Genomic DNA, 15,318 nt, shown 5'->3' with positions numbered 1-15,318 from the left:
CTGGTAAGCGGCTTCGAGTTTTAGCCTCAATTCTTGGACGCTTCGCATTGGGCTTTGTAAGTGATCGCCGGAGAGACATTTCAATCATTAGAGTTGTTGCAGGGGTGATAGTCAGTTCGTTATAACTCCTTGAAAGAGTTAATTTTGTGGTATGAATTTCTCAACGGCTAACTTACGAACAGATCGTCATTGGCGCTCAGCTACCGGGCTTGATCAGAAACGATTCCAAAATCTGCTCGCCTTACTGCCTGCCGCTTACGAGCAGCTATATGGACAATCTATTGATCTACGCCATAAAGATTGTCCTGACGAGCCCGCCCTGAGCAGCTATGAAGACCTGCTATTATTTACGCTATTCTCTTTAAAATCAGGCCTTTCTTTCGATTTGTTGGGCCTGGCTACAGGCATGGATGGCTCGACAGCTAAGCGCAATCAGGACAGCGGACTTGCCCTCATTAAAACTGCTTTGAGCCAGTCAAGCCATATTCCCAAAACGCATTTTGACAACGCTGAGAGCTTCAAAGCTTACTTTTCGGACAAAGGTCCCTTGCTTATCGATGCCACCGAACAACGTACGCAACGCCCCAAGGACGTAGACTATCAGCAGGGCATGTACAGCGGTAAAAAAAACTCATACCGTCAAGTTATTAATTATTGCTACCCCTGACCGCTACATTCATTATGTGAGCAAAGCCTGGCAAGGAAAACATTATGATTATCGACAATTAAAGTATCATTTCCCACCCGATCAACCTTGGTTTTCTCAACTTTCCATTGAGGTAGATTTAGGCTATCAGGGCCTAGTCAATGACTATGACTGTCAGGCAGTTAGTCAGCCGAAGAAGAAACCAAAAGGCGGCGAGTTGACCTCAACAGAAAAGGCAGCGAATCGGACTAAGAGTTCGACTAGAGTTCGTATCGAACACGCAATTGGCGGCTTGAAACGCTACCGGTATTTAAGTGATCGACTGCGTACACACAAGGCAAATTTGTATGAGTTATCACTACTTATTTGTGCTGGTCTGTGGAACTTCAACTTAACTAGTTAGCTGACTATCACCTTTGCAACATGTCTATTATATGCCCGCATGCTACGGGCCAGAAGAATAACACATCTCATAAAGTTTGCTGTAGTCTACAATACCTATAGCAAATTCAACATAGCGTCGTGAAGGTCCTCTTGCTCAAAGCTATCTAGGTAAACTTGAGTAGTACGTTCACTCTCGTGACCCATTAGTTCTGCGATCTTACCCGTAGCCACTCCGCTTCGCTTAAGCACTGTAGCGAAGGAATGACGAGCTGTGTAAGTGGTTAGAACTGGGTCTATACCAACTATAATCGCTAACTTCTTGAGGTCCTTATTCGTGACTTTGCGTCGCTCTTGAATACGCTGATGGATCGTGGCGGGTGTTTTGTAGATTGATGCGTCCAGATAGGGGAAGATGTAGCCAGATGTTCTGAACTTGCGGTAGTGGTCCAAAATGGCCAAAGCAGGAGGCAGAATTTTGAGCGTGAAGACATCACCTGTTTTCTCCCGTTCATAATACAGCGTTTCTCCGTTGATAATGTTGGCCCATTTTAGATGGGCCACATCAATGAAGTTAATCCCTGAACAATAGAAGCTAAATAGGAAGGCATTACGACTGTCATAAAGGCGTAAGCTAGGAGCAATATCTACCTTAGCTAGCTGCTGAATATCTTCCTTTGAAATGGCCCTCTTTCTGGTTTGGGATTTGAATTTGGAGACCTTGAAGTCATCGAATGGGGTGTCTCCTTTTTTGACATAACCGTCAGCCATCGCCTTATTGTACACGGCTCGCAAAGTGCGAAAGTAGACTCCCATCGCGTTTTCGTTCATATCGCGTTCCCGGAAAAACTGCTCAAGACGGCGGAGGAATGCATGATCTATGTCTGAAAAGGAAAACTCCTTCTCACGAAACCGCGTCAGAATCCTCTTCAAATCTTTGTGAGAATTAGCATAGCCAATTCGGCCAGTCTTGTTCAGTTCTTCAGTTAACTTGTCTATGTAGTCATAGACAGACGTTCGGACAGTATGAGCACGATACCGCTGTTTGAAGTCATCGAGTGAGAAGTCTTTCTGTTCGTTTTCAAACCCAAGTAGGAGCGATTTGGCCTCTGTCTTCTTCAGTTCGATGTTGATTTCAAGCTCACGAAAGTTTGGGTGCTTTCGCTTAGGTAAGTCTTTCTTATGGTCCCAGAGATCGGGTGGGCAACTGTGGCCTACTGAGATGTACTTAGTTTTTCGGTCCTTGGTAAGCCTTACCATTATGGGGTGTTCCCCATTTTTTAACATTTTTGACGTGTATAGAAGTACCTTGATTGAAGCCATTTATAGCTGGTCGGTTTAAACATGGTTTAAACAAACCTAGTAAATTTCAGCAATTAGTTAAAAATAATTTCCTTAAGTAAATATCTATACGTCTGATAATCAGTATTATGATAAGTAATTGTAAATTTTAGCAAGTCAAAATGTCCTGACTGTTAATCAGAGGGTCGCTGGTTCGAGCCCAGCTTCGGGAGCTAAATGAAGAGAGTCCTAAATCGCGATGATTTAGGACTTTTTTTGTTTCTCCAAGTCAGCGTAAATTGAAACAGCTATTCGTCGGGTTCAGCACAGTTTTTACGCAGTTCAGCATCGTGGCATGATACAGATCATCCTTTAGGGGCCTATGTTTGACACAGAGGATTCATACTTTGTACAGGCGGTGAAAGAGATCAATGATCGGTGGGTCAGGGTAGGCGGCATTGGCTTGCTGTGGCTGCGCGATCTGTACTCGTCGGGGCTTTTTACCTCCCATTTTCTGAGTAGCAACAACCTGAAGCTTGCCCTCGAATCGCTGATTGTGATAACCCTTAGTTGGGAAATTCCCCGCTGGATTATCATCCGATTTCAACGACGATACCCGCACCTGTCCCAGACCCGTACACGAATTCTGCTCCTCCTACCCCTGTGTTGGCTGACAATCTTTTTGATTTTTCTGGTCGATACATTTTTCGATTTCTGGGCAGGGAATCAAGGGTCTAAGCTACTCGGCACACAGGTTTTCACAGCGAATGTCAACATGGGGGCTTTGGTGGCAGTGGGCGCGTTGATGGCATCGGGCGCATTAGTATTCAGCGGCTTCACCATCGGGATGCAGGAAGCAGTCTATTATTTTAACCGGTTGCTCAAATCGGAGCGGGAAACTGAAGCCCTTAAAAAAGAGAATTTGCAAACGCAGTTGGATAGCCTGAAGCAGCAGGTCAATCCGCACTTCCTGTTCAATAGTCTCAATACGCTGTCGTACCTGATTGGCGACGACACCGAACGGGCCGAAGAGTTTCTGAATGAACTATGCAAAGTGTATCGCTACCTGCTACGGGCTAATGAGCACGAACTGACCGATCTGGCTACCGAACTCCAGTTCATACGCTCGTATTTCCACCTGCTGAAAACCCGCTACGGCAATAGCCTGCACCTCAACATTGCCGTGTCTACATCGTTCGACACCTATCTGCTGCCTTCGCTGACCCTGCAACTGTTACTCGAAAACGCGGTTAAACACAATGTTATTGACAAAAACCAGCCGCTACGGGTCGATATTTCGACGGGGCCGGATGCGTTGATGACCGTGAAGAATAACCTCCAGAGAAAGCCGCATCAAATGCCTTCCACACGAGTTGGGTTGCATAACATCGCTACCAAATTTCGGCTGCTGGGTCAGGGCGACGTGCAAGTTCAAGAGACCGCCGACCAGTTTATTGTCTCCTTTCCCCTAATCACATCGGGTAGTATTGCTGCCCGTCTATAAACCACCCAGACGTCTGACCCGTGAATATCCTGCTTGTTGAAGACGAAGACATCGCGGCTAAAAAGCTGACCAAAACGCTGGAGGCTGTCGAACCCGATGCAACGGTTGTGGCCGTTACCAGTAGCGTTGGGGAAACGGTTAGCTGGCTGCGTACCTACGGCACCGGCCACCCAACCTCGCCCGACCTGATTCTGATGGACATCGAACTGGCCGATGGTCAGAGCTTTCAGATTTTCGAGCAAATCCCCGTGAACGTTCCGGTCATTTTTACCACTTCTTACGACGAGTACGCGCTCAAGGCGTTTAAAGTTAACAGCATCGACTACCTGCTCAAGCCGGTTCAGAAAGATGAACTGCGGGCCGCGCTCGACAAGTTTTTGGGTCAGAAAGCGGCCAAAATGCCAACGGGCGTCGAAGCATCAGAAACGGTGCGGCTGCTGGTGCAGGAATTGCAGAAACAGCTTCAACCCAAAGCCTACCGGCAACGGTTTCTGGTACAGTACGTCAACAAACTGCTGTCGATTGAAACCCACCAGATTGCGTATTTCTTTACCGACAACCGCCTGAATCAGCTTCAGACGCTCGACGGGCGTAAAATGATCGTCGATTACAGCCTCGACGAAGTAGAAGCCATGCTGGACCCCGCCCACTTTTTCCGGGTGAGCCGCTCGTTCCTGGTGTCGATTGGCAGCGTCGATCAGGTGCAGACGTACTTTGGCAACCGCCTGGCCCTGAAACTCAAACCAGGCACCGACAAGGAGGTGGTCGTCAGCCGCGAAAAACTCACGCCCTTCAAAGAATGGATGGGTAAGTGATTCAACCGTTGCCGCCAACATGCCTACACATCAATTAAAACAACTCGTTGATGCACTTCATCCTCTTCCCAATCTGGCTTGGGACGACTTTGTCCGCATCTGGCAGCCATTCTCAGCCAAACGCAAGACCCTGCTGACGGTGGCCGGTGAGCGGGAACACTATCTGTATTTCGTAGCGGAGGGCGTTCAGCGTGTGTACTACCTGGACGAGCAGGGCCGGGAAGCAACGCTCGTTTTCACGTATGCGCCTTCCTTCGGCGGGGTGGTCGATGCCCTGATGCTGCAACAACCCGCCCGCTACTTTTACGAAACCTTGACCCCCTCCGTGTTTTTGCGGGCTTCCTTTACTGACTTACAGGCCGTCATGCAGCAGCACCCGGCGGTGGAAACCATGATTCGACTGGGCATTACGCAGGCACTGTCGGGCGTGCTCGAACGGTTGGTAGAACTGCAATGCTACTCCTCAACGGAAAAATTCCGCACGCTGCTTCGGCGCAGTCCCCATATCCTACAGGTAGTGCCCCATAAATACTTGGCCAATTACATTGGCGTGGACCCGACAAACTTCAGTAAACTGATCAACAGCGTGAAGGGCTGATAATCTTGGCAAATACCAACAACGGGCGAGGGCGGACGCCGCAATTTTGTCCCGTACTAAAACAACTGTCAAGAGCATGAAAATCAACCGTATTGCCAAACGGGCCGGGCAAAGTTTCATCCTGCTATCGGCCCTGGCTCTGCTGTCGGTCAGCCTGATGGCTTTTTCCAATCCACAGTCCGTAATGGACTTAGTGCAGGTCCGCCTGTCCAATACCGACGCATTCAGTTCCATTCGGGGCGTGTACGGGGGTGTTGGCCTGACCCTGTTTATCAGCCTGCTGTACCTGATGCTGCGCGACGTGCCGAAGGGGCTGGCATTTCTGAGCCTTCTGTGGGGGTTCTACGCTCTGTCGCGGATCATCACGACGCTGTCTGAAGGGCCATTGGGCGCGTTTGGCCAGCAATGGCTGGTTATCGAGTCGGTTTTCTGTTTGATTGCCCTCTTGCTGCTGTGGGCAAACCGCAAGGCCAGTGCTACGTTGTCGGCTTAATGAAATCTGTTGATCTAGCAGTCTCGCTCGCCGGGTTGGAATAGCAGGTCGAGTGCCATATTCTACAGGCCATCCAGACGTTTCAGAACTTGGATGAGAAGACCTTACTATCCGCTTACCTGACGAAACTCATGAACCCCTTAACGGGACGGGCGAAATTCAAAGCCGCCCGGCAGCATCAACCCGACCAATCAGTACCCGTATACCAGGTAGTGGCCGAGTTTATTAACCAGCAAGAAGAACTACTTAGTCTCTTGCGGGATGCCAACGAAAGGACCTGAAAGCCGTCAGGATTCCCTTGTCTGTTGCGCCCTGGATGCGCTTGCCACCGGGCGACCTGCTTGCCTTTCTGGTGGTTCATGCAGAGCGGCACATCGTACAGGCTAACTGGAACCTATAAGTCGGCTAGCGCTCTCGTAGCTCGCACTCGGATTGGCACTACAGGACACGTCAACGCTCGGCACCTGCTTTTGCTGGTTCGACCCTCCAAATCCTCAACTGTGCTCGGATCAACTTCTGCTCCCGGTCAGGGCGGGCTACGTTTGTGCTGTCGTCAGGGGGAGGCGCATCCCCGTGAGGCCTGAATTTTCATTAGTAACCACAAAAATCACATCATCCATGAAAAGTAGAATCCCGCTTATAAGCCTGTGTTCAGGCTTAGTTGGCTCTCGGTCTACCCGCCGGTCTGTCGCGTTGCGTTATGTACTGTTGCTAGGACTTGTCACCACGGTCAGCCTGGCCTGCACCAAATCGGCTGACAGCATTGACCCGGATAAACAATCTCCTCCACCCAGTGGCGTGGGTGGGAAATGGAGTTACGGCACCTTTTCGCCCAGCAGTTTCTGGGGCACGGGGGGCACCTACAACGGCAGTGCCTACGAACAGTCGATTGCCTTCAATTTTGGACCCAACGGGGCCTACGAGATGTACGTGATGAACTTCACGACGTACTATAGTTGCCGCACCGGAGCGTACTCCTACTTCAAGGGCAAAGCCAAATTCAACGAAGCCGATCAGTCCATTTCGCTGACACCCACGGAAGGCACGCAACGAGGCGAATACAGTTGTACGCCCGACAAAGACTTTAAGCGGGCGGCCAAGGAGAGTGAATTGCAGCGGTCCACCTTCTCGGTACGCTACGAGAAAACCACCAACAGCAAGGGCAAACCCGCCCTTCGTGTGTACTTCGGCAACGACGACCAACAGGGCGTCATCATGGAAGCCGGTAACTGGTAACCGCTATTGATTCACAACCAACCGTCCGGGTAGCTACTACCGGCTGCCCGGACTTAACGCCTTATCATCATGCACTCTTCCCGTTTCGTACTGGGTCTGTTGCTGGGCGGCTGGCTGCTGACCGCCTGCCAACCTACCGCCAACGGCGTTGACCCCGCACCAGCCCCCACCGCCCCAGTGCCGGGCATCCCGACTGAAGTAGGCAAGCCTTTAGGCAGTCCAATTCAGAAGACTATTGGCCCAGCCGGGGGCAGTCTGTCTACTGCCGACAATGCCTTAACGTTGATTATCCCGCCGGGGGCATTGAAAAAAGACACCCTGATTACAGTGCAGCCCGTCGAGAACAAAGCACCGGGCGGCACGGGGCTGGGCTATGCATTCAGCCCCCAAAACCTGGAGCTGGCCAAACCCGCCGAACTCGTCTGGAACTACCAGGTTAACGACGTAGAAGGGTCGGCACCCGAAGCCCTGGGGCTGGCCGTTCAGCAGCCCGACCGCACCTGGCTGGGTCGGCGCGACATCATCCTGAACAAAGCGAGCCGGAAAGCCTCCGCACGTGTGAACAAGCTGCAACCGGCGGCCTTTTATGAGCAGTATTATATGGAGCCTGCCAAGGCCTCGCTGGCCCTCGGTGAATCCCAGCAGTTAACTGTGTATTTCCAGTCCGGTCGTCGGGAACTTAGTGATAATTCGACCATCGACGATTTTTTCACCCCACTGACGACCCCTGAAGCCCTAAAAGCGGCTGACGTAAAGAACTGGCGGGTAAACGGGCAGGATCTTGCCGAGCGGGTTGATATCCAGTTGGGCCACCTTACCCCAAACCAGACGAAGGCGGAGGCTACGTACCTGGTACCTGGCGCGATGCCCGAAAAAAATAAGATCGCTGTCAGCGTAGAGGTACTATTGACTGGAACCAACGCCAAGCTGATGCTGGTCTCAAACCTGACCATCGAGGGAGCCAACGGGTTTAAACTCAACGGCGTTACAGAGCCTAATGCTGCTCTGCTGATGTTCATGGTGGCCCACGGGCAAGCCTTTCAGGTCGGGATGGCCGAAGGAAGCCATTTAGCTGGCGAAGAGAACGTGGCCCTTGTCAGTATGAGCATCAAGCAGAACTTTACCGGAACCGGTACCTACACGGCCTCTGGCAGCGACGACAGCCAACTATTCATCGAAGGACAGGACCGCAACAAAAAAAGCTGGTCGAGCGTATACTACCCCCGCACCGGTGGGCAGGTGGTTGGTCCCTTAACGGTGAAAATCACTGATTATGACCGCGAGAAGAAAAAGGTGGCAGGCCAGTTTTCGGGAACGCTGCACTACTACGACAGCAAAACAGACAAGCACGAAACTACGTCCGTGTCTGGCCACTTTCGGGCTGCGAGCCTCTAGTAAGTATGGTGTGCTGTCCTCTACACAATCAATTTCCTCACTAAAACCATGAAATCACTGCGTATTTACTTCATTCTGAGTTACTTTATCCTGTTGTTGGCTGCTGCAACCTCGTGCCGGAAAGATCCAGCCAACCAACCCCTTCCCCAGCCTGCGTCGGTCGTTATTGCCGACAAGACGTACCCGATCATCGCGATAGGCAATCAGGTCTGGACCGCTGCCAACTATGCCGGGCCGGGTGGCGTGGGCTACCGGTCGGGTTCGGAAAAACCCGAATATGGACGCTACTACACCTTTATCGAGGCTAAAGCGGTTCCGCTGCCAAGCGGCTGGCGACTGCCGACAACGGCTGATTACTTGGCGCTGGCTCAACAGCAGGGCGTGGTAGTTACAAACTTCGAGGCAAAAGGGCAGCAAGCCATCCGCAACCTGATGTCCACGTCTCACTGGCGGACGCTTGCAGGCACCAATACGTCAGGTTTCAATGCCTATCCGGCTGGGTACGTATCCGGCACGATTCAGCCTCAGGATGGGGATCTCGCCGAATTTTGGACAATGGAAGGCAACACGCTGAGCATCCAGGAAAATGCCGCAGGCAATACGCACATTCTACGTTTTTACCAAAATAGCAATAGCCCCGACGACCGCTTCAACCTGCGATTTGTTCGCGACAAATGATTTATCTGCTGGGCCATATGACCTGTCGACAGACCTATTTGCTACTGCTGTTTCTTGACCTAGGCGGAGCTTTGGTGTGCCGGGCGCCGTCAACCGAACCGGTTCTGATGGCTTATTTTCAGCTCAAAGCTGCGCTGGTGGCCTCGGACGGCGGGCGGGCGAAAGCACGGGCGGCTACGCTGCTGAACGTCCTGGACCAGCTTGATCGCCGACGCCTATCCGCAACGGATCAGCAACGGCTGCTGGCCATTGACACCGCTGCTTTCAGCATCTGTAAGTCGAGCAATGTGACGGGCCAACGCCGTTTCTTCGGGGATTTGTCCCTTGCTATGATCGCTCTGGTCCGCTCGACGCGCCCGGCTACCGTATATGTGCAATTCAGTTCATCGGCTTTTCCTCACGGTGCTTACTGGTTGAGCGGCACCAAGCAAATCGAGAATCCATACGCAGAACACCGGCAACGGCGTCAGGGCCGAGTCATTAACGTAATTAAGGGTGTTGTTAATTGACGGACTAAACGTGCGCTATAAACTGGTTATCTTTGATTTTGACGGCACCCTCGCCGACTCGTTTCCCCTCTTTTTGCGAGCGTTTAATACGGTAGCTGTTCGCTACGGTATTCGTCCGATGGAGGACGCCGAACTGGACATGCTTCGAACACTGGGGCCGCGCCAGTTGATGCAACATTTGCACATTCCCGCCTGGAAATCTCCGCTGCTTGCTTTTGGCATGCGCCGACTCATGACTCAATCTATCGGTGAGGTCTGTTTGTTTGCCGGTGTGCCTGAGATGCTGCGTCGATTAGACGAGGCGGGTGTCAGGCTGGCCCTTGTTTCGTCGAATACAGAGACCAATGTGCGCCGGGTACTGGGGCCGAATATTGCCTCGCTCATCACCGATTACGTTTGTGGAACGGCACTCTTTGGTAAGGCGCGGGCGTTTCGCAAGGTGCTTCGTCGAAGCGGTATCGAGCCTGCCCAAACGCTGGCTGTCGGTGATGAACTGCGCGACTGGGAAGCCGCCATAAGCGAGGGTGTTGCGTTTGGTGCCGTGTCGTGGGGATACACCCGTTTTGATGCCCTGCCGAGTTTACCAATAGGCCTTGACCTGAAGCAGATGACTGATATTGAGCAACTCGTGTTAACGTAGCTGGTAGGCGGTGGCATATATACGATGACGCGGAGGTTTTCATCGTAACGGTTTTGAAGCGGAACTGCCAACGTGCGTTGGCGTCTTCGCCGCTGGACGTGGAGGAAATCCATTACGGCATCCTGCGTTGCTACGGTCTGTTGTTAGTTATGGATGGCCGATCAACCGATCATAGGAATTGGCTACTTAAACTTAATAGGAGCCGTAGCATTGCTGGTGCTTGCCGGAGGAGAAGCGCGAACGCCATCAGGGCACCGATTAACGGTTAGGTAGTTAACATTAGCGCATAGTTGACGGAGAAGGCTATCTGCGTCTCCTAATACTATCGACATTACTGACTAGAGCAACGGATATACTAAAAATCCTGACAGTAGGTTGTCAGGATTTTGCTTTCATAGGCCATGATAAAACCGGTTTTACTACCCTATACACCTAGGCAACCGCCGTTTTGCGGGCTAGTTCTTTGCGGACTTTGTCGGCGGCGGCGAGGTCGCTGAGGGTGATGCCCATGCGCCTGCGGAGGGCGGGGGATGTCTCCAGCATTTCGGCTGCAATCTGAATAAGCAGGGCAGCCGTGGCGGGACCATTGGCCTTGTGGTATTTGCCCAACGATGCCATGGTGCCGGTGGCCGGAGGTAGTAAATCAAGCAGTTTAGTCGATTCCATTTTGCGCTGTTTTTGTTGTTTCTGTTCCCGTTGATATAACATAAAAAGCCGCTTTTTCGTGTCAGGAAGGCCCATTTAGTGCCTATTATAGTTGAGTAAATTTGGGCTGTTCAGCCATACGTATGCCACTGCCATAACTACAGGTGATATCGGCCTGTCGACGGCGGCAGCACCCACCAGTAAGCAGCAACCTTATGCCGTTTGAGGTTGAAAGTCAGGGGCTGGTTGCTGGTGTAGTGGTTGTCGAGTAATTTTATAGACCTAAATAAACCCGCCGGGCCAAGCCAGTTGGTAAAGCCACCCATTCCCGTATGCGTATTCTTCTACCGTGTTTGCTGGCCCTGATCTGCCTGGCTGCTGTGCCGTGGCGGCAGGCAGCGGTTGCGCCAAAAAATCCTACCTGTACGGCCTCGGCCAATCCGCTGTTTCATATCTATGACGACCTGCTGCTGGAAAACAGCGGCCTGTCGCGTACGGCCTACGAACTGGCCCTGGGGGGTATGAAGTACGTGCCGAAACCCAAACCCATTTTGCTGGTGGCCGATATGAGCCTGCCATCAACACATAAGCGATTGTATGTCATTGATCTCGTAAAGCGCAAGCTGCTCTTCAACACCTACGTGGCTCATGGACAAGGGTCAGGTGTACTGCGGCCAAGCCGGTTTTCTAACGAAGGGTCGTCGATGCAGTCGAGCCTGGGTTTCTACCGGGCCATGGGGCGGTATTGGGGCAAGCACGGGCTGTCGATGAAATTGCAGGGGCTGGAAAAAGGCATTAACGACCAGGTGTTCGCCCGCAACATTGTGCTGCACGGGGCCGATTACGTCTGCGAAGACACGATCCGCTACACGGGTATGCTAGGGCGCAGTCAGGGCTGCCCGGCGGTGCCCAACAAACTCTGTACGCCCATTATCGAGGCCGTAGAAGGCGGCGCTACGCTCTTTGTGTACTATCCCGATAAGCGATACCTAAGCCAGTCGACCTTCGTAAATCCGGTGCCGAGGTTATTGGCTAGTCAGTAGGTGTATGGTGTGGCTGTGCGTCAGCAACCCACCGCGCGCCAAGCCACACCATATGCAACTCGCTTCAACTCGAACAATGGCTCACTTCCTTTTTTAACGCCGATTACCGAATTAAACCAGTAGACTATTCGTTGTTTTAACTCCGATACCAACGAAAAATTCCGTCTGCATGAATCGAGTGTTGATCGCCGCGTTGTCGCTGTTTTGTCTTAGCCTGACCAGTTCAGAAAAGACGCCGAAACCCTCCATCACCACCACCGTTGCGCATCACGTAACGTTGCCCCCGGCCCTCCCTTTTTTTCATCTTTACGATCAGCTTAACCTGGCCGCATCGGGCCTAAACCGCGACGTCTTTGCCCTCGCGGTGCGTGGTATGCAGCAGGTATCTGGTGCCAAGCCGCTGCTTTCCATCGTCGACATGAGTCAACCATCGAGCCGTAAACGGCTGTATGTCATTGATTTACTAAGACAAAAGCTGTTGTTTCATACCTACGTAGCTCACGGTCGCAACTCCGGCGAACTGCTGGCCAAACGGTTTTCCAACGCCAACTCATCGTTTCAGTCGAGCCTTGGTTTTTACAAAACGCTGGGCCTGTATCAGGGCAAACACGGCCTGTCGATGCAGTTACAGGGGCTGGAAAAGGGCATCAATGACAATGCCTTTGCCCGCGCCATTGTCATGCACGGTGCCGATTACGTCAGCGAATCCATTATCCGCCAAACCGGTCGCCTCGGCCGCAGTCAGGGTTGCCCCGCCGTATCTACGTCCGAATGTTCGCCCATTGTGCGGGCCATTTCAGGTGGCTCCTGCCTGTTCATCTATTCTCCCGATCAGCAGTATCTGAAGCAGTCGGTGTTTTGCAAAAAGGAGTCGTAAGTCTGGAAAGCCGTGTGAAGTGTTGCTGACGCACGGCTTTCCAGACTTACGACTATCGACTTACGACTTCTTCAGCCCATATACATCCTTATAATACACCAGCTTGCCCGTCTCATCGACGTCGGCGAGGTTGTAGGTGACGAAGACGGGGAAGGGCTTGGGCAGCTTGAAGGTGCTTGGTGTCTGGTCAGTGAGGCAGCGGTTGTAGAACCCCTGATCAAATTTGGGCGTACCCAGCACGAAGTTGGCCAACTCTACAGGCTTCTCTACCCGCACACACCCGTGGCTCCGCCAGTGGTCGGTGGTTTGGTCGAATAGCTGCCGGGCGTTGGTATCGTGCAGGTAGATAGCGGGCGGACCGTTGAGCGTGAACTTGATCAGCCCCAGCGAGTTATGACAACCCGACGTTTGCCGAAATCGGTATGGGAAGTTCGAGGCTGAAACGTCTGTCCAGTCAACCGATTCAGGATCGACGGGCTGATCGTGGCTGTCCAGCACTTCCATATTCTGACTATCGAGGTAGCTGGGGTTCGCGCGCACCTTCGGCACAATTTCCTTCAGGGCAATGCCTTCGGGCACGTTCCAGTAGGGGTACGCCACAATGTCGGTCAGGTAGCAATTGAAGCGGGGCGTTGCTTTTCCGGCCTTCCCCACGATCACGTCCATAGGCAGTTGGCGGTGTCCGGCCTGATCATACACGGCCAACCGTGCGGCGGGGATATTGACCAGAATAAATTTGTCGGCACCAAAGCGGTTGAGGTAGCGGTAGAAATTGAGCGTCTGCCTGATCTGGCCCAACTGGGCGGGCGTAGCCGTTTTCCGCACCTGCTGATACTGCGCTACCAACGCCCTATAAGGCGCAAAAGCGGGGGCCTTGGCCTGCACACTCGCCACCGGATCGGCCGTGCGCAGGGCTTCGCCAATCACCGTTGTGTCTACTGTTTCGGGTAGTTTGCTAAACGACTGATCGGCCGGTTTCTGGCCGTATCTGATTTCGGTGAGCAGGTTGCGCAGCGTCTCGCCCGCCAGACCGGGGCTGGCTGTAGCATAGCGCGTCGTGTCGATCCCCAGCGAGTCGGCCATATGTTTGGCGGTACGCAGGTGCTGGGCGGTGGGGTCTGGTTTGGTTTTTTCGGTACACTGCGTAAACAGCGTAGCCGTCAGAAAAAGTGTTACCCCAAGGGCGGTGATGGTGCGTTGAGTCATACTATAAAGACGCATGACGGGAGAGAAATGTTATTTACGATGTACGAATTACGATTTACGATTTATTGCTGACGCCAATGGGCTGGAGCAAGACTATTCTGGCGTCAGCAATAAATCGTAAATCGTAATTCGTACATCGTAAATCCCTTCACTCCAACACCATCGGCACGTTCGCTACGGGTTTGCCGAAGTTGGGGGAGCCGTCGGGGTGCCAGGTGAAGGGTTGGATGTGGGGGGCGCGTTTGTTGCCGCAGCCGTCGGTGGCGGTGGGGTTGGCGTGGTAGATCATCCAATTTTGGCCTTTGCTGTCTACGAAAAAGCCGCCGTGGCCGGGTGCATAGACCCCATTCTCAGGCGCTTGCGTGAACACAGGCGTGGGGGATTTGATCCAGTTTTTGGCTTTCAGCAAGCTGCCCTTGCCCCGGTAGGTGAGCAGGCCGAGGCAGTAGTCAAGCCAGCAGGCGTTGGCCGAATAGACCACAAACAGCCGCCCGTCGTGTTGCAGCGGCTCCGGCCCTTCATTCACCAGAATTCGCACCGGTTCCCCGTTCTTCACCCCCTCTGCCGACATTTCGCCGTGCTGTTCCCACTCGTAGGTGGGCGACGAAATCTTGGTGCGACGGCCCTTTTTCAGCGTCCAGGGGTTGGTCATCTGGCTAATAAAAATATCCTGCTGCCCATTCTTTCGACCTTCCCACCCCGACCAGACGGCGTAACGTTTCCCCCGAAAATCGAACACTGACAGGTCGATGGCCCAATGGTCGTCGCGGTCACCGACTTTGCCGCGCACGGTCCAATTGCCCGTAAATGGGTCAGCAGCGGTGTTTTCAAGCGCCCAGATCCGGTGGCTGAGGTTGTTGGCCGAATCGGCGGCGAAGTAGACGTACCAGCGGTTGTCCAGAAAATGGATCTCCGGTGCCCAGATGTCTTTGGAATAGCCCGTACCGGTGGGGGGCGTGAAAATGACCTTCTTCTCGGCGGCAGCCAGGTCGGCGAGGTTGTGCGTCCGCCACAGGGTGAGGTCGCGGCCGGTGGTGTTCATGTAGTAATACCAGCCGCCTTGTTGCAACACCCACGGGTCGGGTCCCGACGGTTTCAGCGGGTTAGTAAACGTGCGCTGCGCCAATGACGACAGCGTAATCATACAGGCAAATAAGAGTAGGGTAGAGGATTTCATAACGGGATACGTTCGTGTCTCTTTCCAAAGGCAATTCGCGCTGAAACTATCCTGTTGGGGGTTGTGAAGAGTGAGGGGGTGAATGTTTAAGGTTTGATGTTGCTTCGCGCTGAGTGGGCTTCGACTCCTTGGCCTGTGTCTCCACAGGCCTACGCTCGCGTCAGCAATTTGAGCGAGTGGGCTGACGCGAGCGT

General features: G+C 52.8%; 18 protein-coding genes. 14 read left to right on the top strand and 4 right to left on the bottom strand.

Annotated elements, in window-relative coordinates:
* Positions 1-151 precede the first annotated feature (151 nt).
* Entirely contained in the window at positions 152-667 is a 516-nt protein-coding gene (locus J2I48_RS16055) for a hypothetical protein (RefSeq protein WP_207336491.1), read from the top strand.
* A gap of 16 nt (positions 668-683) precedes the next feature.
* The gene (locus J2I48_RS16050) at positions 684-1,049 is read left to right on the top strand and encodes a transposase family protein (protein ID WP_310587281.1); all 366 of its coding nucleotides are present in this window, start codon (positions 684-686) and stop codon (positions 1,047-1,049) included.
* 95 nt (positions 1,050-1,144) lie between these two features.
* Here the strand turns inward: J2I48_RS16050 and J2I48_RS16045 are convergent, their stop codons facing one another.
* On the bottom strand, positions 1,145-2,350 hold the full coding sequence (locus J2I48_RS16045) for a site-specific integrase (protein WP_207336490.1): 1,206 nt from the start codon (positions 2,348-2,350) through the stop codon (positions 1,145-1,147).
* Between the two features lie 340 nt (positions 2,351-2,690).
* Here J2I48_RS16045 and J2I48_RS16040 point away from each other — a divergent pair, with 340 nt between their 5' ends.
* The 10 genes from J2I48_RS16040 (at position 2,691) to J2I48_RS15995 (ending at position 10,176) form a co-directional block, all read left to right on the top strand.
* Positions 2,691-3,812, top strand: coding sequence for a sensor histidine kinase (locus J2I48_RS16040; RefSeq protein ID WP_207336489.1), 1,122 nt, complete (start codon positions 2,691-2,693; stop codon positions 3,810-3,812).
* Positions 3,813-3,832: 20 nt separating this feature from the next.
* Complete coding sequence (locus tag J2I48_RS16035; RefSeq protein WP_207336488.1) at positions 3,833-4,627, top strand: LytR/AlgR family response regulator transcription factor; 795 nt, start codon at positions 3,833-3,835, stop codon at positions 4,625-4,627.
* 19 nt (positions 4,628-4,646) lie between these two features.
* A complete protein-coding gene (locus tag J2I48_RS16030) occupies positions 4,647-5,225 on the top strand; it encodes a Crp/Fnr family transcriptional regulator (protein WP_207336487.1) in 579 nt (192 codons plus the stop codon).
* A 76-nt stretch (positions 5,226-5,301) separates the two neighbouring features.
* Positions 5,302-5,718: a DUF4345 domain-containing protein gene (locus J2I48_RS16025; protein WP_207336486.1), complete on the top strand. Its 417-nt coding sequence runs from the start codon at positions 5,302-5,304 to the stop codon at positions 5,716-5,718.
* 131 nt (positions 5,719-5,849) lie between these two features.
* Entirely contained in the window at positions 5,850-5,999 is a 150-nt protein-coding gene (locus J2I48_RS28305; protein ID WP_229376354.1) for a hypothetical protein, read from the top strand.
* 337 nt (positions 6,000-6,336) lie between these two features.
* On the top strand, positions 6,337-6,954 hold the full coding sequence (locus tag J2I48_RS16015) for a hypothetical protein (RefSeq protein ID WP_207336485.1): 618 nt from the start codon (positions 6,337-6,339) through the stop codon (positions 6,952-6,954).
* Between the two features lie 69 nt (positions 6,955-7,023).
* A complete protein-coding gene (locus J2I48_RS16010) occupies positions 7,024-8,349 on the top strand; it encodes a hypothetical protein (RefSeq protein WP_207336484.1) in 1,326 nt (441 codons plus the stop codon).
* A gap of 48 nt (positions 8,350-8,397) precedes the next feature.
* Positions 8,398-9,027, top strand: a complete 630-nt coding sequence (locus J2I48_RS16005; RefSeq protein WP_207336483.1) for an FISUMP domain-containing protein — start codon at positions 8,398-8,400, stop codon at positions 9,025-9,027.
* Between the two features lie 107 nt (positions 9,028-9,134).
* On the top strand, positions 9,135-9,536 hold the full coding sequence (locus J2I48_RS16000; RefSeq protein WP_207336482.1) for a DUF3347 domain-containing protein: 402 nt from the start codon (positions 9,135-9,137) through the stop codon (positions 9,534-9,536).
* A gap of 10 nt (positions 9,537-9,546) precedes the next feature.
* Positions 9,547-10,176: an HAD hydrolase-like protein gene (locus J2I48_RS15995; protein ID WP_207336481.1), complete on the top strand. Its 630-nt coding sequence runs from the start codon at positions 9,547-9,549 to the stop codon at positions 10,174-10,176.
* 432 nt (positions 10,177-10,608) lie between these two features.
* On the opposite strand, the gene J2I48_RS15990 is transcribed toward J2I48_RS15995, so the two are convergent.
* Positions 10,609-10,842, bottom strand: coding sequence for a hypothetical protein (locus tag J2I48_RS15990; protein ID WP_207336620.1), 234 nt, complete (start codon positions 10,840-10,842; stop codon positions 10,609-10,611).
* A gap of 311 nt (positions 10,843-11,153) precedes the next feature.
* Between J2I48_RS15990 and J2I48_RS15985 the strand changes: the two genes are divergently transcribed.
* Both J2I48_RS15985 and J2I48_RS15980 read left to right on the top strand, forming a co-directional pair.
* Positions 11,154-11,864, top strand: a complete 711-nt coding sequence (locus tag J2I48_RS15985; protein WP_207336480.1) for a murein L,D-transpeptidase catalytic domain family protein — start codon at positions 11,154-11,156, stop codon at positions 11,862-11,864.
* A 169-nt stretch (positions 11,865-12,033) separates the two neighbouring features.
* Positions 12,034-12,741, top strand: a complete 708-nt coding sequence (locus J2I48_RS15980; protein WP_207336479.1) for a murein L,D-transpeptidase catalytic domain family protein — start codon at positions 12,034-12,036, stop codon at positions 12,739-12,741.
* Positions 12,742-12,801: 60 nt separating this feature from the next.
* On the opposite strand, the gene J2I48_RS15975 is transcribed toward J2I48_RS15980, so the two are convergent.
* Positions 12,802-13,947: a L,D-transpeptidase family protein gene (locus tag J2I48_RS15975; RefSeq protein ID WP_207336478.1), complete on the bottom strand. Its 1,146-nt coding sequence runs from the start codon at positions 13,945-13,947 to the stop codon at positions 12,802-12,804.
* 148 nt (positions 13,948-14,095) lie between these two features.
* Positions 14,096-15,124, bottom strand: a complete 1,029-nt coding sequence (locus J2I48_RS15970; RefSeq protein ID WP_207336477.1) for a glycoside hydrolase family 43 protein — start codon at positions 15,122-15,124, stop codon at positions 14,096-14,098.
* Between the last annotated feature and the right edge of the window lie 194 nt (positions 15,125-15,318).

It is taken from the genome of Fibrella aquatilis, from assembly GCF_017353255.1.
GTDB classification, from domain to species: Bacteria; Bacteroidota; Bacteroidia; order Cytophagales; family Spirosomataceae; genus Fibrella; species Fibrella aquatilis.
This window is presented reverse-complemented; position numbering and strand designations above follow the sequence as displayed.

Coding starts and splice junctions, on each gene's coding strand:
- J2I48_RS16055 (WP_207336491.1), top strand. CDS start 152: ATGAATTTCTCAACGGCTAACTTACGAACAGATCGTCATTGGCGCTCA.
- J2I48_RS16045 (WP_207336490.1), bottom strand. CDS start 2,350: ATGGCTTCAATCAAGGTACTTCTATACACGTCAAAAATGTTAAAAAAT.
- J2I48_RS16040 (WP_207336489.1), top strand. CDS start 2,691: ATGTTTGACACAGAGGATTCATACTTTGTACAGGCGGTGAAAGAGATC.
- J2I48_RS16030 (WP_207336487.1), top strand. CDS start 4,647: ATGCCTACACATCAATTAAAACAACTCGTTGATGCACTTCATCCTCTT.
- J2I48_RS16025 (WP_207336486.1), top strand. CDS start 5,302: ATGAAAATCAACCGTATTGCCAAACGGGCCGGGCAAAGTTTCATCCTG.
- J2I48_RS28305 (WP_229376354.1), top strand. CDS start 5,850: ATGAACCCCTTAACGGGACGGGCGAAATTCAAAGCCGCCCGGCAGCAT.
- J2I48_RS16015 (WP_207336485.1), top strand. CDS start 6,337: ATGAAAAGTAGAATCCCGCTTATAAGCCTGTGTTCAGGCTTAGTTGGC.
- J2I48_RS16010 (WP_207336484.1), top strand. CDS start 7,024: ATGCACTCTTCCCGTTTCGTACTGGGTCTGTTGCTGGGCGGCTGGCTG.
- J2I48_RS16005 (WP_207336483.1), top strand. CDS start 8,398: ATGAAATCACTGCGTATTTACTTCATTCTGAGTTACTTTATCCTGTTG.
- J2I48_RS16000 (WP_207336482.1), top strand. CDS start 9,135: ATGGCTTATTTTCAGCTCAAAGCTGCGCTGGTGGCCTCGGACGGCGGG.
- J2I48_RS15990 (WP_207336620.1), bottom strand. CDS start 10,842: ATGGAATCGACTAAACTGCTTGATTTACTACCTCCGGCCACCGGCACC.
- J2I48_RS15985 (WP_207336480.1), top strand. CDS start 11,154: ATGCGTATTCTTCTACCGTGTTTGCTGGCCCTGATCTGCCTGGCTGCT.
- J2I48_RS15980 (WP_207336479.1), top strand. CDS start 12,034: ATGAATCGAGTGTTGATCGCCGCGTTGTCGCTGTTTTGTCTTAGCCTG.
- J2I48_RS15975 (WP_207336478.1), bottom strand. CDS start 13,947: ATGACTCAACGCACCATCACCGCCCTTGGGGTAACACTTTTTCTGACG.
- J2I48_RS15970 (WP_207336477.1), bottom strand. CDS start 15,124: ATGAAATCCTCTACCCTACTCTTATTTGCCTGTATGATTACGCTGTCG.